This is a genomic window from Desulfosarcina widdelii (genome assembly GCF_009688965.1).
GTDB classification, from domain to species: Bacteria; Desulfobacterota; Desulfobacteria; order Desulfobacterales; family Desulfosarcinaceae; genus Desulfosarcina; species Desulfosarcina widdelii.
Genome location: NZ_AP021875.1, coordinates 1,188,745 through 1,212,069, shown reverse-complemented (window position 1 = coordinate 1,212,069; position 23,325 = coordinate 1,188,745). Strand labels below are relative to the sequence as shown.

Sequence of the window (23,325 nt, the reverse complement as noted above, 5' to 3'; positions counted from 1 at the left end):
TAGGATGTTGTCAAGATTAGCATGACAGTGTCGAGAACCCCTTGTTTAGGGCTTCATGTTTTCGTTCGTCTTAGCATGGCCGGGAGAAGAATGGTTGCAATCAAATCTGAATCCAAATGAAAGAACGGGCCGCCCAGCTATAATCGGACCATATATGCAAAAAGCGATTGCATCGGAAAAGCTGGGGATGCCCATGGAAGCCATGAAATGGTATGAGAAAGTCTTGGCTCTGGATTCGAACCAATTTACGGCCTTGCATCATTTGGCCCGGCTGGAAATCGAAAACGGAAAACCAGAAAAAGCCATTAGGCTGATACAAAAGGCAATTGCTGCAGATGGCATACAAGCCGGATACTTGAAAAGCCTCGGTGATGCCTTCAGGCGCCAAAAAAACTTTCTTAAGGCGACGGCGTGCTATCGAAAAACGCTTGTTCTGGGTTCGCTGGACGCAGGCGTCTTCATCGGCCTTTTTCACTCCCTGTCTGCTGAAGGCATGCCCGAGGAAGCGATGGCCATGCTGAAAAAAGCGCTGCTCCTGGAGCCGGACTGCGTTGAGGCACTCCTTCTAATTGGAAATATTCATTTGAACAACACACAATTTGAAGAGGCTTTCCAAGCATTCGAAAAAACCGTTCGAATACAACCGGAAAATAGTGGGAACCACTTTTACCTGGCGCTGGCCTTGCAAAAACTCGACAAATATCACCTGGCATTGAACCACTACCGCAAAGCCCTGGACATCGATCCCAAGCTTTACGAGGCACATGTCAACACAGGCACCATTTATATGGTTAATAAAGAGATCGAATCGGCGCGGCGTGCCTATGAGTCTGCTCTTGTTATTAAAAAGGATATTCCGGAGGCCCTGAACAATCTGGGAAACCTTTGTTTGGTGCAGGGCAAGTCGGAAGAAGCGCTAACCTGGTATCGAAAGGCCACTTCCGCCCAACCCGGCTTTAGGGAAGCGCGTTATAATCTTGCCAATTGTTTGCGAAAGAATGGAAGATACACCGCGGCAATGGAACAATATCGCCAGTTGATCGATGAATCTCCATCCGATGCACGACTGTTCAACGGGTTGGGCGTCGTTTATAAAATGATGAAAGATTACAAAGCAGCAATCGGGCATTTTCAAAACGCGATAACCTTAAACCCGGACTTGATTTCGGCTTATCATAACTTGGCCTTGGTTTATCACGATACCAATCAGTACGAAGAAGCGATCGCCTGCCTTGGGGAATCGTTAATGATCCGGCGCGACTTTGCCACTGAAATCAAAAAATGCATGCTTATTCCCCAGATTTATACATCCAAAAGCGAGATTGATGATATTAGAGGACGATTCAATACTGAATTGGATCGACTGCTTGACAGAGAAGATACCATCCAAGACCCTTTTTCCCAAGTGGGAATAGCCAATTTTTCTCTGGCCCTTCATGGGTATAATGAGAAAAACATCAGAAAGAAAATCGCCTCATTTTATCTGAAGGTCTGTCCGGATTTAAATTGGACTTCACCGTCATTAAAAAAGCAAAAAACCGATAAAATTGTAATTGGCATGGTGTCCCGTTATTTTCACTCATGTACGATCGGGAATCTCTATCATGGGATCATCAATAACCTTGCCAAGGACAAGTTTGAACTGATTCTGTTTGCCTTTGACTGGAAAGACGATTCACTTTCCCGATTAATAGCCAAATCTGCGGACGAGTTGGTTCATCTGCCTAATGATTTTCAATCTGCCAGGAAAATTATTGCCAGATATTCAATGGATGTCGTGTTCTATCCTGAGATAGGGCTCGATCCGCTCACTTACTTTATCGCATTCACACGCTTTGCACCGGTACAATGCAAAAAGGGTTTCGGGGTTACCATGGGGATCCCGGCTATCGATTATTTCATTTCATCAAAATTTACCGAACCTTCGAACGCTGCAGAAAATTACTCGGAAAAGTTGGTCCAGCTTGATACGCTTGGCTATTTTATCCAGCGACCAACACTTCCGAAAAAGAAGCTGACATCGGAACAACTGGGTTTGCCTACCGACAAGACCACATATGCATGCCTGCAGAGCCTTTTTAAACTTCACCCCGACTTTGATCATTTTATTGGCAAAATTTTCAAAAGGGACCCGGATGCAATGCTTTTGCTGCTAGACGGGCAGCATAGCGCTTGGAACGAACTCATTGTTAAAAGGTTGGAGATGATTGATCCGGATGCACGTCAAAAGATCTTTTTTCTTCCAAGATTGCCGCGCGAGCAGTTTGTATCATTGTTCCTATTGCCAGATGCCGTTATCGATTCAATCTATTTCAGCGGTGGTCACACAAGTTTAGAGTGTTTTGCACTTGGTGTTCCGGTCGTCACCTGGCCGAGTTCACAGATGGCCGGCCGGCTCACTTATGGATATTATCGTCGAATCGGTGTGTCGGACTGCATCGCCGAGGATGCAGACGAGTATGCTGAGATCGCTTACCGGTTGGCCCATGACCATCCCTGGAGGGAACAGATTGGAAAAAAAATAAAACAAAAATCCAGTATATTGTTTGAGAATCTTGAAGATGTCAGAGAACTTGAATCTTTCTTCGAGCGTGCCGTCACTGCAGCTTATGACGGAAAATTGTTGAAATGATGTCTACTTTAAGATGATCAGAAATAAGTTGAGGGAAGCCGTGCCAGAGGGCCGCAAAAAAATCGAAAGGGCGATACGATTGTATCGTCAAGCTATGCAAATGCAACCGGATGATTTTTCTGCATATCTGGAATACGTTAGATCGCTGCAAAAAAAAGAAGACCATGAAAAGGCCGTCAAAGCATTAACCCTTGGCGTACAAAGGCAACCCGAAAATTCTGACATTAGAAATCTCATGAGTGTCTCCCTAGAGTCGTTGGGAAAATTGGACGAAGCATTGCATCACTTGCAAATTGCCCTGCGATTCAACAGCAACAACCCTGTTCTCCTCAACAACATCGGAATCCTGTACCTGAAACTCGATTCTCTGGAAAAAGCCATAAAAGCTTTTCAGAAAGCGCTTATTATCAACCCAAATTTGCCGGATACGCATCACAATTTATCGATTGTTTTCCGCAAGAAAGGAGATCGCAACAAAGCAATGCTGGCTTGCCGCAAGGCGTTGTCGATCAACCCTAACTTTCCTGAAGCACTGCATCAAGCCGGTCTTCTTAACCATAAACTCGGTAAGTTGGATGAAGCCAAACAATATTATAAAAAGGCAATTGAAAATCGGCCAGATTTTCCCGAAGCCTATTTCAATTTGGGGAACCTGCTGAAAGATAAAGGGCAATTTCAAGTAGCCGTCCAGTTTTATCAAAAAGCAATCCAATACAAGCCTGACTTCCATCGCGCGATTGGCAATATGGGCAATGCATTTATGTTTTTGGGTGATGATAAAGCGGCCATATCTTGCTGGGAAAATGCAATTGGCGTAAAGCCCGATCATGTTCAAGCCTATGCTCATATCGTAGCTCTAAGGCATTTCAAGAAAAAGGATCGGTTTGTTGTTGCAATGGAAACATTGCTTGCAGATCCAAAACTTTCAGTTTCCCAGAAAATCCATTTGAATTTTGCACTATCCAAAGCGTATGGAGATCTTAAGAATTATGATCGGTCTTTCCAGCTGATGGCGGAGGGAAATCGGTTGAGAAGAAAGACTTTTGATTATGATGAAACCATCATTAAGAATGAAGTCGCCTCGATAAAAACTGTTTTTCGTGAAGACTGGATCAAAGAGAGGAATGGATACGGTTGCGACGACCAGACACCCATTTTTATCATAGGAATGCCGCGTTCTGGTACGAGCCTTGTAGAACAGATCCTGTCATCTCATCCGGACGTCTTCGGAGCAGGTGAACTATATCACTTGGATGCGATCCTTTCAGCCAAAAGTAGAGAGTATGGAAAGGGAAAGTTTCCGGAATATATACATATGCTTCGACCTAAAGATTTCAAAAAAATTGGTTTGGCCTATGTCCGGGAAATCCGTAAATTGGCTCCAAAGGCCCGCTTTATCACCGATAAGATGCCGCAAAATTTCTTATTCGTGGGAATGATCAAATTGATTCTTCCACAAGCCAAAATTATTCATTGCCGTCGTTCTCCAATGGATACCTGCTTTTCTATTTTTAAAACAAACTTTACCAAATTGCATAAATATTCGCATAGTCTAAAAGAAATAGGATTCTATTACCGGTTGTATCAAGACCTGATGAAACATTGGCATGATGTTTCGCCTGATTGTATTTATGATATTTGCTACGAAGAACTGGTTTCGGACCCCGACTATCATGTAAGGGCGATCATCGAATATTGTAATCTTGATTGGAGTGATGATTGTTTGAACTTTCATCGTTCTCGCCGTCCGGTAATGACCGCAAGCACGCAACAAGTTCGTCGACCGTTCTATAAGGATTCCATAGAATTGTGGCGTAATTATAAAAAATACCTATTTCATTTACATTCATTTTTGGGAACCAAAGAGAATTAAATAAATAAAAATATTGTAAAATTATTCTATATTTCAAAAACACAATTCAGAAAACAGGAAACAAAAAATGGTTTTGAAAATATTGTTTGTACAAGAAGCGCCGTGTATCAGAAATTACAAAATGGCTGTTGCTTTACGTTCAGTAGGCCATAAAGTTATTTTGGCCTATACAAAAGCTAGGTTAAGCCAAATGTACAAGGGGCTTGACGACAATGTTTACAATAAGTCTATTCATCTTAGAGATATGCGCCATCTATGGGATATATCAAAAGAGTATGACATTATTCACTGCCATAACGAGCCTGATATCCTCACGGTTGCGGCCCTCGCAGGTGACGCTCCGGTCATCCATGATACTCACGATCTTATATCTTTGCGAGCAGGTGGAAATTCAAATTTATCCTATTTTGAAGGTGTTGCCAATCGAGGTTCCGCTGGAAGAGTATATACCACTTCCTACCAGTTGAAAGAAGCCGAGAGGTTATACGGTGTAGAAGGCCCTTCGGTTGTATTCAATAATTTTGCATCTGAAGGCGATCTTCCAAAAAGATTACTTCCTAAGCTTTCGGAAAAAGATGGGAAGGTCCATATCGTCTACGAGGGAAGTGTTGGTGGAACTGCCCATAGAGATTTTACCGAAATTTTTATTTACTTGGCTGAGAAGGATCTCCAAATACATATTTATCCTACATTTTTTAGTAAGCAGTTGTCTGAATATTTTATGAAATATGAAAATGTGAGTTATTACAATCCGGTTTCGCCTAAAGAAATCATTCAGGTAATGACTCAATATGATTTCGGTATAATACCATTTAATCTGAAAAAGGGGAACAAACGTTTTTTAGATTCTACAATTGCAAATAAACTTTATGAATATCAAGCTGCAGGTTTGCCAATAATCGCTTCCGCCCTTAAAACATATGATGATTATTTTAAAGACAATCCGGTAGGCGTGGTTTTCAAAAATCCATCGGATATCATAGAGCAGTTACCAAGACTTAATCAAATGAAAAAATCGATAGATTTTTCCAAACGCATATTTACATATGAAAGCGAAATTGGGCGATTAGTTGAATTTTACCATAGAATTATTAAAAAACCTTTATCGAATGATTATATTTATGAACCAAAAGAGGATATTAAGGCAAAAGAATATTGGTGTGAAAGAAAGGTCATTGAGCATTATTATACGGAAGGCAGACAAAGCTCCACCATAGTTCAGACGGTCAGTTATTTGAACAATAAAAGTGAAATCAAAAGTATATTTGAGTTTGGTTGTAATGTTGGTAGAAACTTAAATTGCTTAAGGAGGGATATCCCTGGAATAGATCTTTTTGGAATTGATATTAATAAAGATGCAATAAGATTAGGGAAAGAAAAATATAATCTGCCATTAAAAATTGGTAGTGAAGAAAAATTATCATCAATGAAAGATGGAGAGTATGACGCCGTTTTTACAGTCTCAGTATTGGATCATTTACCTGACATGGAAAAAATTTTAGTGGAGCTTTTGCGAATATCAAAACATTATTTTATCGCAATAGAGCCATTCATCGATGCCAACATAAATGCAAAAAATTTTGCCAAAGCTGATTATAGTTACTTTTGGAATTACCCCAAAATATTTAACAAATTAGGCGCTAGAATCCTTCATGATAAGCCCTGCCCTTTATCTGATAATGGGTTGGGTCCTTTTTATCATTTATATGTAGTCATACCTCCAAGTTAATCATGCAAGCCTTCCTATATCCAAGTTACAGTAAATCCATGTGGTGATAGATAACAGGATACTGTTTAAATATTGTCAGCTCTAAAAAGATCCCTAAAAATTTTTAATTGGGTCTGATGATGGTTAAAAGAATGACCAAAAAAGATTTAGAGAAAGCCTTCGTTGCCCATAAATCAGGAAATATCGAACTTGCCTATAAGCTTTGCAAAATGGTTTTAAAAAGGAAACCTCAGGAAGCCGATGCGCTGCATCTGATGGGTGTTGTTGTCCATCAAATGGGAATGACGGAAAAAGCCTTTGATTATATTTCTCAAGCGATATCCATAAAAAAAGAAAATCCGATTTATTACAATAGCTTAGGAATAGTTTTGAAGGAGGTGGGAAGATATGGTCAGTCGATAAAATGCTATGAAAAATCGATTCATCTTTCACATAACTATGCAGATCCGTATTATAATCTCGGAACTGTTTATCATGCTTTGAAAAACTTAGAGGAAGCAATAGGAAATTATCGGAATGCTATTCGGATTAATCCTAGTTTTGCCGAAGCCTGCAACAATTTAGGTGCCGCCTTAAACGAGATCGGCAATTTTTCCGAGGCGCGGGAAAGCTGCCTGAAGGCAATTCGGTTGAAACCGGACTACCCGGAAGCATTCAACAATTTGGGAAACGCGCAGAAGGAACTTGGAGAAATCGAACAGGCAATTCGATCTTACAGAAGCGTGATCAAAATTTCCGGAGAATGTGCGGAAACCTTAGGAAATTTGGGAAATGCCCTTTGCGAAGCGGGTAATTATGATGACGCTTTGGAAACCTATAATCGAGCCATTGCAATTCAGCCTTCCAATGGAAAACTATACAACAACTTGGGGACATTACTACGCACTCAGGGAAAGCTCGATGATGCCGTTGCCTGTTTCGAAAAGTCAATCAGATTCATGCCCCATGATGTAGAAGCCTATCACAATTTGGGAAATGTCTACTATGACCGGTCCAACTACAAATCGGCGATTGCCTGTTATCGGAAAGCGTTAACTGTCGATCCGCATTCCGTCAAATCCATGATCAATATGAGTATTTGTTTCCAGGAAAACGGTGATTCGAACATGGCCGTTGACCTTTTCGAACAGGTACTTGTCCTTGATCCTGAAAATGAGAAAGCCTGCTGCCACCTTGTCCATGAAATGTACCAGCGTTGCCAGTGGGATCTCTTAGAACCCCTTAACCGAAAAATAGACCGGTTCACCTACAAAAGATTGAAAAAAGGACAACGTCCTGAAGAGATGCCCTTTCTAAATTTAATACGGTGTAGCGATCCGTCGATCAATTATAAAGTGACTCAAAAGTGGAGCGACCTGCTTGTGCCTGCGCATCTGGAACCAAGAGATAATCCCCGAGAGGTACAATATGAAAAAAGCACTAAAAAGCTCACGATCGGTTATTTGTCCAATAATTTCAAAAACCATCCCACCGCTCAGCTTACATGGAAAATTTTCGGTCTTCATGATCGGAAACAATTTAATGTCAATGTATATTCCTATGGCGAAGATGATTCCAGCGAACATCGAAAACGTATTAAAAGTGATTGTGACAAATTTACAGACATTAAATTGTTGGGTCACTGGGACGCGGCAAATTGTATTTACCACGACCAAGTAGATATTTTGATCGATTTGGTCGGTTACATGCGTAACCATCGCCTCGAGATTGCGTCCTTGCGTCCTGCTCCGATTCAGGTGCGATGGTTGGGAATGGCCGGTACCACCGGCGTCGGTTTTTTCGACTATCTGATCACTGACAGAATCGTTACCCCCTCCGAAGAGGCCCATTATTACAGTGAAAAATTTATTTATATGCCGGATACATACCAGGTAAACAGCGGCCTATTCAACGAGTCGACAACGCGGTTTCACAGGCAAGATGCCAACCTCCCGGAAGATGGGTTCGTCTACTGCTCTTTCTGTTCCAGTTACAAGATTGAACCAAAAGTATTTGATCTTTGGATGAACATTTTAAAGTCAGTTCCAAAAAGTGTCTTGTGGCTACTGAAAAGCAACGACACCGTAGTTTCAAATTTGAGGAAAGAAGCGGAGAATCGAGATGTAGATCCTTCGCGGATCATTTTCGCTGAAAAAATGCCCAAAGAGAATCATCTGGAACGTTTGAAAATGGCCGATCTCGCACTTGATACACTATCGGTCAATGGAGCAGCGACAACAAGTGACGCATTGTGGGCCGAGGTCCCGGTAGTCACGATGAAAGGGACACATTTTGCCTCCAGAATGTCTGCAAGCATCTTGGATGCGATTGGGATGGAAGATCTTGTGTGCGAATCACAGGAAGTTTACGAAAAAAAGGCAATCGAATTGGGGAATAATCCTTTAAAATCCAACATTTTGAAAGATCGATTACGGATCAATCTTGTTGAAAAACCCTTATTTGATGCCCCTCGTTTCGTCACCCATTTGGAAAGCGCATATTTGAAAATATGGGAACGATATCAGGCGGGGAAGAAACCTCGTATCCAACATATCAAAGACACGAGATAAATGGATTTTCTTCTAAAGGTCAGGATCTTCAGATAAACGGTTGGGGATTCGCTAACTACCTGAACGGGAAGGCACAGCGTTTTTGATTTAATTTCCCCTCAGCCCGGCAGCGATATTTTCATTTATTTTAATGATGATGTTCAGCTTTTCTGGGTCTGGGTATGCCAAAACTTCGAAGATGCGTTTGTCAATAAACGAACTGAGCCTCAACAGGTCCAGTTTAATATTGTCCGGCAACGGGTTGTCCTGCTTTCCGAGTTCCGCCTGGAATATGGTCCAGATGCGCTGATTATAGTTCAGGGCATCGTCCAGTAATTCCTTCCGATCATTGCTATCCCAGTTTTTCTGGCAGGACCGAAGCTTGGATGCTGCTTCCGTTAAAACCCTGGCTTCGGTTTCCCTGCCGGATACAGTTGTTTTTTCAACTGATTTATAGGCATTGAGCGCTTTATTGTACACGGGCGATGATCTCCTCTTCGAATGCAATAAGTTTTTTACAGTTTTTAAGAGCCTGGTAATAATTTCCTTCTAAAATATATTCACTGATTTGATCAACGATGCCAAGGGCACTGGGGGCGGCCTCGAGAAAATCTTTGACTAGTTCCCAGTACGATTTGTGGTGCGTTTTTAAATTGCTTGCATCGATGTACATCAATTGAATCGCAAAATAGATGCGCCGTGCAGGGGAGTTGGCTTTTTCGGCGCTCAGGATATCTTTATCTCTGAGAATAGAGACCTTGTTTTCAACAATGAAATTGCATTTCTGACCACCGTTGGTGATAACGGCACCACCGATAATCATCCGTTCTCCGGGCTTCAGTGTTATTTTGAGTCCCATAATTTTTTGGCCTTTTTAAGTTAGGAGAAGGATTGGTACTCTACATTATGAAACAGATCATGCGTATAATCATGCCAAAAAATTAATTGAAATCAATACGTAACTCAGAAATTTCATCAAATCTTGCATTGAAAAACTGACATATAAGATAAATTAATGGGACAGTCGAAAAAAGACGATTTCAGAGAACTGTTCGGCGTCATAGCAAGCATGGACAAGGGGAAGCCCGCTTGTCCATGCTTTGATTATAAATGAATCGAAAAACAATACCAAAATTAGAACAGCTGCAATACAGCCTGCGCAGCCTGGGAAGCCAGGCTGAGAGAAGTGGTACCCAGATTCTGGCGGGTTTGCAGCATCAGCATGTTAGCGCCTTCTTCGTTCATGTCGGCCAGCGTCAGTCCGTCGGCGCCGGTATTCAGTGTATTTTCCATCTCAGTGGTAAAATCGGCCCGAATTTGAATCGTGGAAAGGCTGGAAGACAATTTTTGGGATTCGGTCCTCAACATGGAGATGGCGGCATCGATTTCGGATATAGACGCTTCAACGGTGGTGTTGTTGGCGAAATCGGATGCGCTGAGAGCCGTTGTAGTTCCACCGGAACTGGTAATCGTGCCGTTAGCAGCTACCCCAAATCCGGAGACGGACAGTGTGTTGCTTCCATCTTCGTTAAACTCCACGGAGAGACTGTCACTGTCCAGCAGATTCTGGCCGCCGTAGTTGGAATCCTGTGCCATGTAGTACACCTGGCTGATCAACAGGTCATATTGATCGCTAAGGTCGCCGGTATTATCCGAAGTCTTTGCGGCAGAAGCCAGGGACTTCATCTGGGCCAGAAGGTTTTCGATTTCTTCGATACCTGTGTTGGCGGCCTCGATGGTTTTGATGGCCTCGTTCATACCGTCTTTTTTGGCGGCAAGATCGCTGGCACGGTTGTAATGGTCTTCAGCTTTGAAAAAGTTGACTGGATCGTCCAGGGCCGAGTTGACTTTCTTACCGGTGGACAGACGGTTTTGGGTGGTCTGCATCAAGCTGTCCACGTTCTGAAGAGCGATAAGGTTGCTTCTCATTCCTGCGGTAAGTGCGATTGCCATGATAAATCTCCTTTTCTAGGTTTGTTAGATCGGCATTCTTGCCGGATTTTTGTGTGGTCCGCGCGTTTTTATCGTGAAAGCTGGATCATCGCCTCCTTTCGAATTTATTTGCGCGTTACAACCCTATTATCGTTCTGCACGGCATTTACTTTAGAAAAAAGTTTCTAACCTTTATCTTTTCGCCTTACCTATTCAAAGATTTTACTTTGCAGAATGCAAAAATATGCAAATTGCAAAATATTAGGATTGAAGGAGCGTTCCGTGAAAAATCGGGTGCGGTAGGGAAAATCAAATTTTAAATAATATAGATCTGAGATATATACGGTTTCCCAAAATTTTGACTTGGACCCATTGCTAATATCCACAAGCGTATGTTTATACAAATTTTACAAATGATTATGGATTCCCGCCTTCACGGGAATGACATGTCGGGCGATTTTTTGCGAAATGTTGAAACAATGGTGGGACAAAAATTTTCACTGACGATAAGCGAACAGATGGCTTAATGGGGCCAGTTCGTGATAAACGACCTCCTTTTGCAATTTGCAACAAACCAAGTAAAACTATCCTGCTTGTAATAGAAAAAACTTCAAGTTGTCGGGGTAAAAATAAATCTCAGTTCGTGGATTAAAATTTCTCTCAACACAACGGGTAAGGATTAATGGGAGAACCACCATCTATATATTGGGGTAACGGGAGACATTCAAAGTATACAGAAAATGAAGCGAAAGGAAAAACAGCATTTTTTTGAATTTCGGCAACAAAATTGCTACCTCAGAAACCATCCCTCGATTATCTTTAACCCAGGTCAACGATCAATAATTTTCAGGAGGTGTAGTCGTGCAAAATTCACCCATTATCGAAAACGATGCTTTGAATGAGACCCTTCAAGAAACGCCGGTTGACTCAGACAAGACAGACGCTTTCGATGGAATTGTCGGTGAAAGCACAAAAATGCAGGATATTTTCCGGCTGGTTGAAAGGGTAGCGGACAGCGACAGCACTATTTTAATCAACGGCGAGACCGGTACGGGAAAAGGGTTGATCGCCCATGCCATTCACAAGCAATCCTACCGCAGGGATCAGCCGTTTGTCTCCATCAACTGCGGCGCCATCCCGGAAAACCTTCTGGAAAGCGAACTGTTCGGTCACGTCAAAGGTTCGTTTACCGGTGCAACGGCCAACAAAGTAGGCAAATTCGAGGCTGCCAACGGCGGCACTATCTTTCTGGACGAAATCGGGGATATGAGTCAGGATCTTCAGGTCAAGATTCTCAAGGTCCTCGAAGAGCGCTGCTTCGAGCCGGTGGGAGGTTGTAAAACGACAAAAGTGGATGTCCGCATTGTCGCGGCGACCCACCGCGACCTCGAGGAGGAAGTTCAGAAAGGGAATTTCCGGGAAGATCTGTTTTATCGACTTTACGTAATCCCCATAAAACTGCCCGCCCTTAAAGAACGGCGTTCGGATATTCCCCATTTCGTGGCCCACTTCATGGATCGGTTAAATTCGACCAAAACCACCGCCGTAGATTCGATATCCGAAGAGGCCTTGAACGTGATGATACAGTACACCTGGCCCGGCAATGTCAGGGAACTGGCCAATCTGATGGAGCGGATTGTGGTCATCAAAGGGCAAGGGGAGATCGAAATCGACGATCTGCCGCGGAAAATGAGAGACGAGGCGCCTAAGAACTGTATCCTGTCACCTGAAATCACCGGTGAGGGTCTCTGCCTGAGTACCGCAGTCAGCGAGTTCGAAAAACGCCTGATCTATCAGAGTCTGGAAAAGACCAAATGGGTGAAAAACCGGGCCGCTAAACTGCTGCACGTAAAGCGGACTACGCTGGTGGAAAAGATCAAGCGGTACGACCTGCAAAAATGCGCTTGATGTGGCTTTCCCATCTCACTTTTCCCGTTCCACTTTGGATTTTTACCACCCGGTTTATCCTGCCAGAGCGGGACTTCGTTTGAAACGCATATTCGAAGGGGATATAGGACTCGGATGAATGCGGATAGGTTATCGCGAAAGCCCCCGACTGAAAACCAATCAAACAAATCAACAGAACTTATCTCTGCGTCCTTTGCGCCTCTGCGGTGAACCCCATATCTCATCTCCCACATCTCACTTCCCTGTCAATGGGGTGACGGCTCTTTGCCGAATTGACACCGAAGTGCCTACCCTACCAAGCTTTTTCTCCCTTCGACATCAACTCCGGACATTTAAAATAAATATTGATAAAACAAATAATTACACGCTTGTTCGGCGCTATATTAAACGGATAGACGATAGCTGGCATTTTATTTGCGTTGTGTAGCGATACGATATTTTGCGCTGCAGAAACTCGGTCTGTCTATTCTCTTAAACGAATTATGGCATCTCGATCATGGTGAATCATCCAATTTCAGTATTGCTGGTCACTTCGGAGTCTGAACTGCGCCATCATTTGTACAGCGTCTTGGAAGAGGTCGGACAATTCCAAATCAAAGGGTGTGCAACCGGCCGGGAAGCGATAGAGAAACTGGAGAAGTATCCTATCCAGATCCTGTACTCCGATATGCGGCTCAACGACTTTTCGGCAGTAGCCTTGAGCGAACAGGTCCAGCGGAAATATCCCGATATTACTATTCTGATCGGTGCCGCAAAAGGGACGGCTGGGGACGTCATTGCGGCCATGCAGGCCGGTGCGACCGATTTTATTCTCGATCCCTTCGAAAACGATCTGGTTTGGGAAGCATTCCAGAAGGCGGCCCGGGATATCGCCGTGAGAGAAGGTTCGCAACCCGTTCGGACCAGAAACGACAAGACCTTCATTACCCAGGACGTCGCCCTGCTGGGAACGCTGGAGATCGCACGCAAGGTGGCACCGAGCACGGCCAGTATTCTGATTACCGGAGAAAGCGGCACGGGCAAGGAACTGCTGGCCGCTTTCATTCACGCCCACAGCCAACGCAGCAGCGAGCCCTATGTGGCTATCAATTGCGCCGCCCTGCCGGAACAATTGGCCGAAAGCGAGCTGTTCGGCCATGAAAAAGGGGCCTTTACCGGGGCCATCTCACGAAAAATCGGTAAGTTCGAGAGCGCCGGGAAAGGAACCCTGGTCCTGGATGAAATTACCGAGATGGCATTGCCGCTTCAGGCCAAACTGCTGCGTGCCCTGCAGGAGAGGGAAATCGTAAGAGTCGGCAGCAACCGCTCCATTTCCATTGAGGCCAGAGTAATTGCCATCAGCAACCGGATGATGAAAGAGGCAATGGCATCGGGAAACTTCCGGGAGGACCTCTACTATCGGTTGAACGTCATTCCTTTGACGATTCCGCCCTTACGGGAACGAAAAAACGACATTCCCTTGATGGCTGAAGCCTTTCTGAAGCGTTTCAGCAGTCAGAACGGAAAAAAAATGGATCGCATTTCCGGAGGAGCCATGGACCTGTTGATGCGCCAGAACTGGCCTGGAAATGTCCGCGAACTGGAAAACACCATTGAACGCGGGGTTCTTATCGGCGGCGGCGAAACCCTTTTGCCGGAAGATTTAATCCTTGACACCGGGCCAAAGGATATGTCGGCCACTGTAACCCCGGCAATGGGAATGACGGTCCGGGAGATGGAAAAACAGTTGATTACCAATACGTTACAATCCGTCAACGACAACCGCACCCATGCGGCCAAAATGCTGGGAATCAGTATCCGGACACTGCGTAACAAATTGAACGAATATAAGGAAGAAATCGAAACCGTAAAGTAATGGTACATTATTTGCTGATCAAAGATACAACGACATTAAGCAGAGGGTAGTATGGACCAGCATCCAGTCAATCTGTTCGGCGGTACGATCTCGACGTTATCGCGATCGTTAGACCTGCGGGCACGCAAGCATGAAACCATTTTAAACAACGTGGCCAATGCGGATACGCCCAACTACAAGCCTTTTGTGATGGATGTGGAAGCGGCCCTTCAAAAAGAGCCCCAAGCGTCCGTATCCGGCTCCATGCAGCTAACCGATGAACGTCACCTGCCCGGGCGCCCTGCACCGGACGACCCGGAAACTGCCCACACAGCCGATGGCGACAACCCCCTGTTGTTCCGGGGGGACCAAAACGGCGTCGACATCGATGCCGAGATGACCTCCTTGGCCAAAAACAGCCTGCTTTACCGGGCCTCGGCCCAGATGGTCAAATCCAAGTTGTCGGGATTGAAAAACGTCATCAAGGGAGGAAATTAGACCCATGAATTTTATGGACAGCCTATCCATCAGTTCGACCGGATTGAGCGCCCAGCGCCTGCGCATGAACCTCATATCGAGCAATTTGGCCAATGCCAACACAACGCGCACCGAAACCGGCGAACCTTACAAACGCAAGGATGTCATCTTCAAGGCGGCGCAAGGGGAAAGCTTCCAGGAAATTCTCGACGAACGCACGACAGAGGAAGGGCATGGTGTCAAGGTGGCCGGCATCATCGAAGACGAAAAGCCTTTTATTGAAAAATATGATCCCAACCATCCGGATGCGGACGAAAACGGATACATTCGGCTGCCCAACGTCAACATCGTCGAGGAGATGGTCAACATGATATCCGCCAGCAGGAGCTTCGAGGCCAATGCAACGGCCGTTGCGGCGACCAAGGACATGGCGGGGACCGCACTGGATATCGGGAGAAGCTCATGAACGATCTGACGATTTCCAAATTGCAGCCCTTGCTGCCGGAAGCCGGGGTTGAAAAGAAACAGACCGATAATGCGTCCCAGACACCATTCAGCGATTTCGTCAAACGCTCCCTGGACGATGTCAACCGGCAAATGGTGGACGCCGATCAGGCCATTGACGAGCTGGCCACCGGCAAAAATCAGGATATCCACAGCACCATGATTTCCATGCAAAAAGCGGAGATTTCCTTCGAACTGGTGATGCAGATTCGCAATAAACTCATCTCCGCCTACGACGAGATTCGCCGCATGTCGATATGAGAAACCGTTAAAAGGTTCAGGGTTCCGCGGTTGTCGGGTTTTCTTACTAATCGTAATTTCAGCGCGAATTGGTAATCGCTGATTTGAGAAAGTATGAGAATAAAACGATTTGAGGATATTGAGGCATGGCAGTTGGCCAGACAGTTAGCCCGCAAGGTCTATGGACTGACAAAAAAGGGTGAGTTTGTTCGTGACTTCGGTTTGAAAAAGCAAATTCAGAATGCAGCAGGCTCATCCATGTACAATATAGCGGAAGGGTTCGATTCAGAGACAAACAACGAGTTTGTTCGCTTTCTTCGGTATGCAAAACGGTTTTGTACCGAAGTCCAGAGTGAGCTCTACATGGCGGTGGATCAACAATACATAACCAGATCTGAGTTTCAGGATGTTTATGATCATGCCGGACGAACCCGCGCCACCATTCGAGGTTTCATCAACTACCTGCTGGTCTATGAGAAAGATCAACGAAAGAAAGAACTCTGAACCCTGAACCTCTAAACCAGTAAACGGAGTACCAATGGCTTTTTCGTTATCCACGCTGCCGCAGCAACTGAAACTGGCCTTAAAAGGGCTATCGACGGGAAAACTGGTGGCCATGGCCATCCTGGTGGGCGGTACCATTGCCGCTTTCGCCTTTTTGCTGACCTGGTCGGAAACCGGCGATATGCATCCGCTATACAGCAATCTGGCGCCCGAAGATGCAGCCGAAATCGTTGCCCATTTGAAAGAAAACCAGATCCCCTACCAGTTGACCATGGACGGTGCGGGGGTTCGCATTCCCTATGACAAAATATACGAAACCCGGCTGAACCTGGCCTCCCTGGGACTGCCCCGGGGCACTGGAATCGGATTCGAAGTATTCGACGACACGAAATTAGGAATGACCGAATTCGTCCAGAACGTCAATTATCAAAGGGCTCTGCAAGGGGAATTGAGCCGGACCATCAACACCTTGATGGAGGTGGAAAGCTCCCGGGTCCATATCGTTATGCCGGCGCGTTCGTTGTTTATCGAAGAAGAGGAGCCGGCCACGGCCTCGGTGATTCTGAAGCTGAGGCGCGGCAAATACCTCAGCAAGGATCAGATCCAGGGGATCGTCCACCTGGTCTCCTCCAGCGTCTCCAGGCTGGATCCGGAAGATGTCACCATCATCGACAACAGTGGAAAGATGCTGGCTGGTTTCAAGGAAAAATCCACCGTCAGCCAGGTGACATCCAATCAGCTGGCCTTCCAGGAAAAGAAGGAACGGCTGATGGAAAACCGCATCAAGACCATGCTGGAAAGCGTCCTGGGACAGGACAAGGCCATTGTCCGCGTTTCCTGCCTGCTCAATTTCACCCAGCAGGAGAAAACCGAGGAGCTTTACCTGCCGGACAAATCGGTCATCCGAAGTGAACAGGGATCCAGTTCCCTTTCCAGCGATGCCGATGCCGTCGCCGCCGGCGTTCCCGGTCTTCAGGCCAATGTGGTGCCTGGAAATACGGGCATGGCCACCGATAGTGGCGGGCGCAACAACCAGAAACAGCAGTACACGAAGAATTACGAAGTGAGCAAACGCGTCAACCGTGAGATCATGCCCGTCGGCAGCATCCAGCGGCTGTCCGTTGCAGTGGTCGTGGATGGAACCTACCGTGAGCCCGAAGAAGGGGCCGAAGGGGAGCAGGCACAATATGTCCCCAGGACGCCCGAAGAGATGGCCACACTGGAGAGTATCGTTAAAAGTGCGGTGAACTACGATGCTGCCCGGGGCGATGTCATCGAAGTGGCCAATATCCCCTTTGAGGTGGACATGGCCGTGGATACGGTAATCGAGCCCGAGTCTCCGGGATGGATGGACATGCTCAAAACCCACCAGACCCTGATCAAATATGCCGCGGCAGCCCTGTTCTTCCTGATGTCTTTTATGATGATCATCAAGCCGCTGGCGCGCTGGCTGACCTCGACGCCCATCGAGGAGATCCAGATGCTGGAGCAGCTTCCCCAGACCATCAAGGAGCTGGAGCGCCGCTACGCGGAGGCTGACAAAGAGAACAGTTACACCCGACAGATCGAGAACCTGATCAAGGAGAACCGTTCCGGGTCTACCCAGCTAATGAAGACGTGGCTTAAAGAAACATGATAAGCGATTCCGTAAAAACCCCGATATCGGCGTTACGCTTCGTCCCTCGTCAGTGCGGAGTACGTTTAGGTACGCCTCCTTCCTCGGGACTCGCAAGCCTTGATCTCGACCTTTTTACGAAATCGCTGAGAACATTATTCGTATTCCCTGGAACCCTTGAACCCTGAACCCCAAACGTTAAACCCGAAACCATCGACCATGGACCCCAGAAACCTCATCGGATCATTAAAAGCAGCTATTCTTGTCCACGCCCTGGGATGGGATGTGATTTCTCCGGTGGTCGACCAGCTTACCAAGGCCGAACGCAATCTGATCTTCAAACTTCAGGCCAAGCTGGAATCGATCTCACCGGCCCTGGTTGAAAGTGTCGCCCGGGAATTTTTGGAAAAGGCGGCGCCCCCAAAACAGATCGAAAGCAAGGAAGGGGGGGAGAAGGCGACCCCAGAGGGTGCGGATGAGCGGCGGGAAAAAAATCTGAATGCCATCCAGTCCATACCGCCGGATCTGCTGATTCAGCTCATTCAAAGCGAACATCCCCAGACCATCTCTCTGATAATCGCCCACCTGCAGCCCCATATTGCCAGTGAAGTGATGGGGCTGCTACCTGATGAATTGCGGGCCGATGTGGCCTACCGCATCGCCAATCTGGATAAAGTCGCCTCAGGAATGCTCGAGGAGATCGACCGGGCTTTCGAGGAAATTCTGGCCAACAAGGAAACCTCAAGTACCCAGAAAGCCGGGGGCGTGCCCCGTTTGGCCGAAATACTGAACATGATCGACGGTACCGCGGCCGAGCAGATCATCGAAGAGATCGAGGAAGACGACCCCGAACTGGCCGAAGAGATCCGGCAGAACATGTTCATCTTCGACGACATCGTACTCGTGGACGACCGCGGCCTGCAGAAGGTACTGCGTTCCGTGGAATCCCAGGAACTGGCGGTTGCGCTCAAGGCCTCGACCGATGAGGTCAAAGATAAAATTTTCCGCAATATGTCCCAGCGGGCGGCCGAGATTCTTAAAGAGGAGATGGAAGTGTCCGGAGCCGTCCGCATCAAGGATGTCACCGATGCCCAGCAGAAGATTACCAAGATCGTTCAGGATATGGAACGAAAAGGAGAGCTGGTCATCAGCGGAAGGGGAGGGGAGGAATTTGTTGGCTGACGCACCCGAAGACAACCGGTCATCGTTATCCGAATCTTGTGCGCTCTACTATTTCCCCGAGATTCCCTGTGGTGCGGAAAAAGAGCGCCGCCCGCAGCCCAAACCGGACAGTTTTGTGGGGATGGGGATTGGCTCCGATCATGATTGTTCCGCACCTACCGGGAATTTGGAAGATTCGGAAGAAGTGCGTCAACTGGTCGATGAGGCGTTCAACAAGGGAATGGAGCAAGGGATCGCCGAGGCGGCGGCCGCAAGCCGGGAAAAGATAGACCAGGCCGTTGCAGCGATGCGGACTGCCATCGAAGAGACGGAAAAAATCCGTAGCCGGGATCGCGAGCGGATGGAGATCGAGACCGTTCGTCTGGCACTGGCCATCGCCAAAAAGATCGTGCATTACGAAACCGAACACGGCAACGTCATCGAACAGGTGGTCAAGGCTGCTATGCAACAGGTGGCCGACCCCCGAAAATTGACGGTACGCCTTAACCCTCGGGATATAGAGGCGGTAGAAGCGCTGGGCGATCAATTGCAAAACGGCGGAGATGCCGATGCGCAGTTGGCGTTGGAAGGCGATGAAAACGTTGGCCGGGGAGGCTGCGTGATCGAGGCCCGACTCGGCGATGTTGACGCGAGAATCGAGCAGCAGATCAAAGTGATTGAAGAACGTTTGAACGATCAACTGCCCAAACCCATTGCCGAAGGGTAAACCCGACGCCATGAATCAGCCGTTTTCCCTGGAGAAATACTATGACACCGTTCGTTCCGTAGCGGCGATACGCGCCAACGGCCGTGTTAAAAAAGTGGTCGGGTTGGTCATCGAAGCCAGTGGGCCGGGATCGCAGATCGGATGCGTTTGCGATATCTTTGCCGAGAACAGCACGAGACCGGTAAGTGCTGAAGTTCTGGGGTTTAGAGAAGACTCCGTTTTGCTGATGCCCCTGGAAGACATCCACAGCCTGGGACCGGGTTGCAAGGTGGTGGCCCGGACCGAAAAGGCGCAGGTCGGCGTCGGGCCGGCCTTGCTGGGCAGAGTAATCGACGGACTCGGCAATCCCATTGACGGCAAGGGGCCCATACCGGTCGAAAACAACTATCCCATTTATGCCAACCCGGTCAATCCGCTGCTTCGCAACCGCATCGAGCGCCCCCTGGATCTGGGCATCCGGGCCATCAACGGGCTACTGACCGTTGGCTGCGGCCAACGCATGGGAATTTTTGCCGGTTCCGGTGTCGGCAAGAGTGTCCTGATGGGTATGATCGCCCGCAACACCGCGGCCGAGGTAAACGTCATCGGCCTGATCGGTGAACGTGGCCGTGAACTCAACGAGTTCATTCAGAAAGATCTTGGCGAGGAAGGGTTGAAAAAATCCGTTGTCGTCGTTGCGACCTCCGATCACCTGCCACTGGTGCGATTGCGGGGAGGCTTCATTGCCACCGCCATTGCCGAGTACTTCCGCGACCAGGGCAAGCATGTCAATCTGATGATGGATTCGGTCACCCGGCTAGCCATGGCCCAGCGGGAAATCGGCTTGTCTTTAGGCGAACCGCCGACGACCAAAGGCTACACACCCTCCGTCTTTTCCATTTTGCCCAAGCTTCTGGAGCGTGCGGGTACGTCGTCGCATCGCGGTACCATTACCGGATTGTATACCGTCCTGGTGGAAGGGGACGACATGAACGAACCCATCGCCGATGCGGTGCGCTCCATTCTCGACGGACACATCGTGCTCACCCGGGATCTGGCCAACCAGAACCACTATCCGGCCATCGATATCCTTAGAAGCATCAGCCGGGTGATGGAAGATATTACCGATCTCGACCACAAACACCACGTGGGAAAGATCAAGGAGGTGCTGGCGACATATCGCAAAGCCGAAGACCTGATCAATATCGGGGCCTATGAGGCCGGCAGCAACCCCAATATCGACTTCGCCATCCAGATGATCGAGTCCGTCAACCGATATCTCCGACAGGGAATCAAGGAAGCTACAACGTTTGAAGAAAGCGTCGCGGCGTTGCAGGCCATGATGCAATAGCCAGAGGCTTTTGCGCTGGAGCGGTTTTTTCATTCGGGAAACCGACCGGGGAAAAAAGTGCTGCCGAAGGAAATTGTTGCCGGTCGACAAAGCCTCAGGGAATTCAAACAGAAACAGAGAGCAATAAAAAAAGCTGTAAAAACAGGCAGAAATAGAGATGGGAATATCTGGCACGAGGTATGCTAGCTGCTAAAACAAGAGCAGATTGAACCCGAATCGATAGTTGCAAAACCATGTATACCTTCAACCTGCAAATTGTTCTGGATCATCGGCAATTTATCGAAGACAACCTGAAAAAGGAACTTGCCGAAATCAAACAGCAGGTGACCAGGGCGCGGCAGCAACTGGACACGATGAAAAGGAAAGAGATGGATACAGCAACGGTATTGAAGGAAGAACAATCCAAAGGCCTTTCCAGTGACGGGGTGATTGCCTACCATGCCTATCTCAAAAGGCTTGCCGAACAAATCGACCGCCAAACATCCACGCTTGGAAAGCTTGTTGAGGTCGAATCAAAAAAACAGAACGAGCTGCTTGAAGCCATGAAGCGGCGTCAGATTCTGGAAAAACTCAAGGAGCAGGGGTTGGATCGCTACAATCGGGCCATATTGAAAAAGGAAATGGAACTGATCGATGAAGTCGCGGTGAACCGTTTTGCCAGAAAAATGATTAACGCCAACGGAGAGAGCGAATGATTCCTTTTGGCACTCTTATGCAGGCCACCGGGGCGCTGCCCGCAATGGGAAAAAGCGGCACCGGAACCGTAAATCCGGCAGCGGCCAATGCTGGAACTGCACAAACCGGTGGCGAAGCCTTCGATTCGTTTTCCGCATGGGTCCGGAAACTCACTGGAGACAACGCCACGTTAGCCTCCGACGGAGAGATCCCGGATCAACTTCTTCAAAGTGAATCCGCAGAATCGGAAACAACCAAATTGGAAGCCGTTGACTGGGATCAACTGTTGACCATGATTACCGACGCCATGGAACTGTCACCGGAGTTCTCCGATGAGGTCCAGGACTTGCAAAATTTAAGCGATGTTGATCTTTCCGGCATTCAAGATGCCCTTCAGCAATTGGCGAATACCGACCTACATACGGGCGAAGGTTCGTCTTTGCCGGTGCTGACGAATCTCGTTATGGATTCGGCCAACGGGTCCGATCAGCTCCTGAATTCTAACGAAAAGCCGGCGGCAACCGTTCAAAAAATACCCGGTGCCGGACAGGAAGCGCAGACCAATGGCCAAGGTCAAGGGGCGACCGCGTCCGGTACATTGGCGCAAATCGATACAGCATCGGGGTTGACCGTGACGACGGAACAGAGTCCCGATACCGGGCACTTGGCTCAGGCTCAGGATGAGATCAAAACGGCCGAGTTCAACCAGACCTTGCAGACCACGAAAAATAAGGAAAAACCAGTATCTCCGGTCGATTCATCGGCTGCTTTAACTGACGATACAATTGATGAAGAAAGTCCCGAAATCAATTCGCAGCGCATGTTTGACGGGGCAAAGAAAGTCTTTCAGGGCGACAATCCAATCTCATCTCCAAAAGATACAAAACAGACCCAACAGCCGCTGTCGGTTTCGACCGTCAAGGAAGATGGAAATTCGACGACAGCAGATGAAGTCGATCCAGATAACAGTCGCGTTGTGAGAAGTGAAATACAGGACAGAAATCAATCGTCGGATGCCGGTGAAAAGGAACTGTCTAAGGGATCGACTTCATCGGAACCGGTAAAAACGGCAAGCCCGGAACAAAATCGTTTCTTCGATACGATTCAGGATGCCACACGGACGATGACCGAAAAATCCGGTGCCATTCAGGCCGAACCTTCGGAAAGGGCGGAAGCATCGGCAGCCCAGCGTTTCCAAACCACGGTAATGGACCAGATCGTGGACAAAGCCAATTTGCGTTCCGTCCAGGGGCGCAGCGAGATTCAGATTCGGTTGAAACCTGATTTTCTGGGCAATGTCCAGATGAATATCGCCGCCGACAAGGAACAGGTGGTGGTTCGCATGGTAACCGATCATCCGATGGTCAAGGAAGTTGTCGAGGCCAACCTGCACCACCTGAAAACGGAATTGCAGCATCAGGGCTTGACCATCGACCGCTTCGAGGTGACGGTCAACCCCGACGCGGGGCAGCAGCAGCAGCGGGAACAGTTTGCCCAGATGTTCAAAAACCCGTCCTTTCAAAACGGTCGGCGCCAGGATTCCGAGCAGGAACCGGAAACGAACCATCGGGAGAACGGCAATCGTGAGGATGACCATCCGACGGATGCAAGGACAGACCGCGTCAATTATTTCGCCTGATTTATTGCGGATTACCG

At 47.5% G+C, this 23,325-nt stretch carries 19 protein-coding genes; 16 read left to right on the top strand and 3 right to left on the bottom strand.

The window, feature by feature from the left end; genetic code table 11:
- Positions 1-154 precede the first annotated feature (154 nt).
- The 4 genes from GN111_RS05635 to GN111_RS05620 all read left to right on the top strand — a co-directional run bounded on the left by GN111_RS05635 (position 155) and on the right by GN111_RS05620 (position 8,783).
- Positions 155-2,632, top strand: coding sequence for a tetratricopeptide repeat protein (locus GN111_RS05635; RefSeq protein ID WP_170302145.1), 2,478 nt, complete (start codon positions 155-157; stop codon positions 2,630-2,632).
- A gap of 13 nt (positions 2,633-2,645) precedes the next feature.
- Complete coding sequence (locus GN111_RS05630) at positions 2,646-4,505, top strand: tetratricopeptide repeat-containing sulfotransferase family protein (protein WP_155302815.1); 1,860 nt, start codon at positions 2,646-2,648, stop codon at positions 4,503-4,505.
- A gap of 67 nt (positions 4,506-4,572) precedes the next feature.
- Positions 4,573-6,234 (top strand): methyltransferase domain-containing protein, encoded by a 1,662-nt coding sequence (locus GN111_RS05625; protein WP_155302814.1) that lies wholly within the window; start codon positions 4,573-4,575, stop codon positions 6,232-6,234.
- Between the two features lie 131 nt (positions 6,235-6,365).
- Positions 6,366-8,783 carry a tetratricopeptide repeat protein gene (locus GN111_RS05620; protein WP_170302144.1) on the top strand — a complete coding sequence of 806 codons (2,418 nt, stop codon included), beginning with the start codon at positions 6,366-6,368 and terminating at the stop codon, positions 8,781-8,783.
- An 87-nt stretch (positions 8,784-8,870) separates the two neighbouring features.
- Here GN111_RS05620 and flaF read toward each other — a convergent pair whose 3' ends face one another.
- The 3 genes from flaF to GN111_RS05605 all read right to left on the bottom strand — a co-directional run bounded on the left by flaF (position 8,871) and on the right by GN111_RS05605 (position 10,715).
- The gene (gene flaF, locus GN111_RS05615) at positions 8,871-9,242 is read right to left on the bottom strand and encodes a flagellar biosynthesis regulator FlaF (RefSeq protein ID WP_155302812.1); all 372 of its coding nucleotides are present in this window, start codon (positions 9,240-9,242) and stop codon (positions 8,871-8,873) included.
- The gene (locus GN111_RS05610; protein WP_155302811.1) at positions 9,232-9,621 is read right to left on the bottom strand and encodes a flagellar biosynthesis repressor FlbT; all 390 of its coding nucleotides are present in this window, start codon (positions 9,619-9,621) and stop codon (positions 9,232-9,234) included. The genes flaF and GN111_RS05610 overlap by 11 nt, the downstream gene beginning before the upstream one ends.
- Before the next feature lie 275 nt (positions 9,622-9,896).
- Positions 9,897-10,715, bottom strand: a complete 819-nt coding sequence (locus GN111_RS05605) for a flagellin N-terminal helical domain-containing protein (RefSeq protein ID WP_155302810.1) — start codon at positions 10,713-10,715, stop codon at positions 9,897-9,899.
- Between the two features lie 840 nt (positions 10,716-11,555).
- Between GN111_RS05605 and GN111_RS05600 the strand changes: the two genes are divergently transcribed.
- The 12 genes from GN111_RS05600 (at position 11,556) to GN111_RS05545 (ending at position 23,308) form a co-directional block, all read left to right on the top strand.
- Positions 11,556-12,602, top strand: a complete 1,047-nt coding sequence (locus GN111_RS05600) for a sigma-54 interaction domain-containing protein (protein ID WP_155302809.1) — start codon at positions 11,556-11,558, stop codon at positions 12,600-12,602.
- A 496-nt stretch (positions 12,603-13,098) separates the two neighbouring features.
- A complete protein-coding gene (locus GN111_RS05595) occupies positions 13,099-14,457 on the top strand; it encodes a sigma-54-dependent transcriptional regulator (protein WP_155302808.1) in 1,359 nt (452 codons plus the stop codon).
- 51 nt (positions 14,458-14,508) lie between these two features.
- A complete protein-coding gene (flgB, locus tag GN111_RS05590) occupies positions 14,509-14,934 on the top strand; it encodes a flagellar basal body rod protein FlgB (RefSeq protein ID WP_155302807.1) in 426 nt (141 codons plus the stop codon).
- A 4-nt stretch (positions 14,935-14,938) separates the two neighbouring features.
- Complete coding sequence (gene flgC / locus GN111_RS05585) at positions 14,939-15,379, top strand: flagellar basal body rod protein FlgC (RefSeq protein ID WP_155302806.1); 441 nt, start codon at positions 14,939-14,941, stop codon at positions 15,377-15,379.
- Positions 15,376-15,678 (top strand): flagellar hook-basal body complex protein FliE, encoded by a 303-nt coding sequence (gene fliE / locus GN111_RS05580; protein ID WP_155302805.1) that lies wholly within the window; start codon positions 15,376-15,378, stop codon positions 15,676-15,678. Before flgC ends, fliE begins: the two co-directional genes overlap by 4 nt.
- A gap of 93 nt (positions 15,679-15,771) precedes the next feature.
- Positions 15,772-16,161, top strand: coding sequence for a four helix bundle protein (locus GN111_RS05575; RefSeq protein ID WP_155302804.1), 390 nt, complete (start codon positions 15,772-15,774; stop codon positions 16,159-16,161).
- 34 nt (positions 16,162-16,195) lie between these two features.
- Positions 16,196-17,797: a flagellar basal-body MS-ring/collar protein FliF gene (fliF, locus tag GN111_RS05570; RefSeq protein WP_155302803.1), complete on the top strand. Its 1,602-nt coding sequence runs from the start codon at positions 16,196-16,198 to the stop codon at positions 17,795-17,797.
- Between the two features lie 198 nt (positions 17,798-17,995).
- A complete protein-coding gene (gene fliG / locus GN111_RS05565) occupies positions 17,996-18,958 on the top strand; it encodes a flagellar motor switch protein FliG (protein WP_155302802.1) in 963 nt (320 codons plus the stop codon).
- Positions 18,951-19,664: a FliH/SctL family protein gene (locus GN111_RS05560; RefSeq protein WP_170302143.1), complete on the top strand. Its 714-nt coding sequence runs from the start codon at positions 18,951-18,953 to the stop codon at positions 19,662-19,664. The genes fliG and GN111_RS05560 overlap by 8 nt, the downstream gene beginning before the upstream one ends.
- A gap of 10 nt (positions 19,665-19,674) precedes the next feature.
- A complete protein-coding gene (gene fliI / locus GN111_RS05555; RefSeq protein ID WP_155302800.1) occupies positions 19,675-20,994 on the top strand; it encodes a flagellar protein export ATPase FliI in 1,320 nt (439 codons plus the stop codon).
- A gap of 233 nt (positions 20,995-21,227) precedes the next feature.
- Positions 21,228-21,689 (top strand): flagellar export protein FliJ, encoded by a 462-nt coding sequence (gene fliJ / locus GN111_RS05550; protein ID WP_155302799.1) that lies wholly within the window; start codon positions 21,228-21,230, stop codon positions 21,687-21,689.
- Positions 21,686-23,308: a flagellar hook-length control protein FliK gene (locus GN111_RS05545; protein WP_155302798.1), complete on the top strand. Its 1,623-nt coding sequence runs from the start codon at positions 21,686-21,688 to the stop codon at positions 23,306-23,308. Before fliJ ends, GN111_RS05545 begins: the two co-directional genes overlap by 4 nt.
- Positions 23,309-23,325 lie beyond the last annotated feature (17 nt).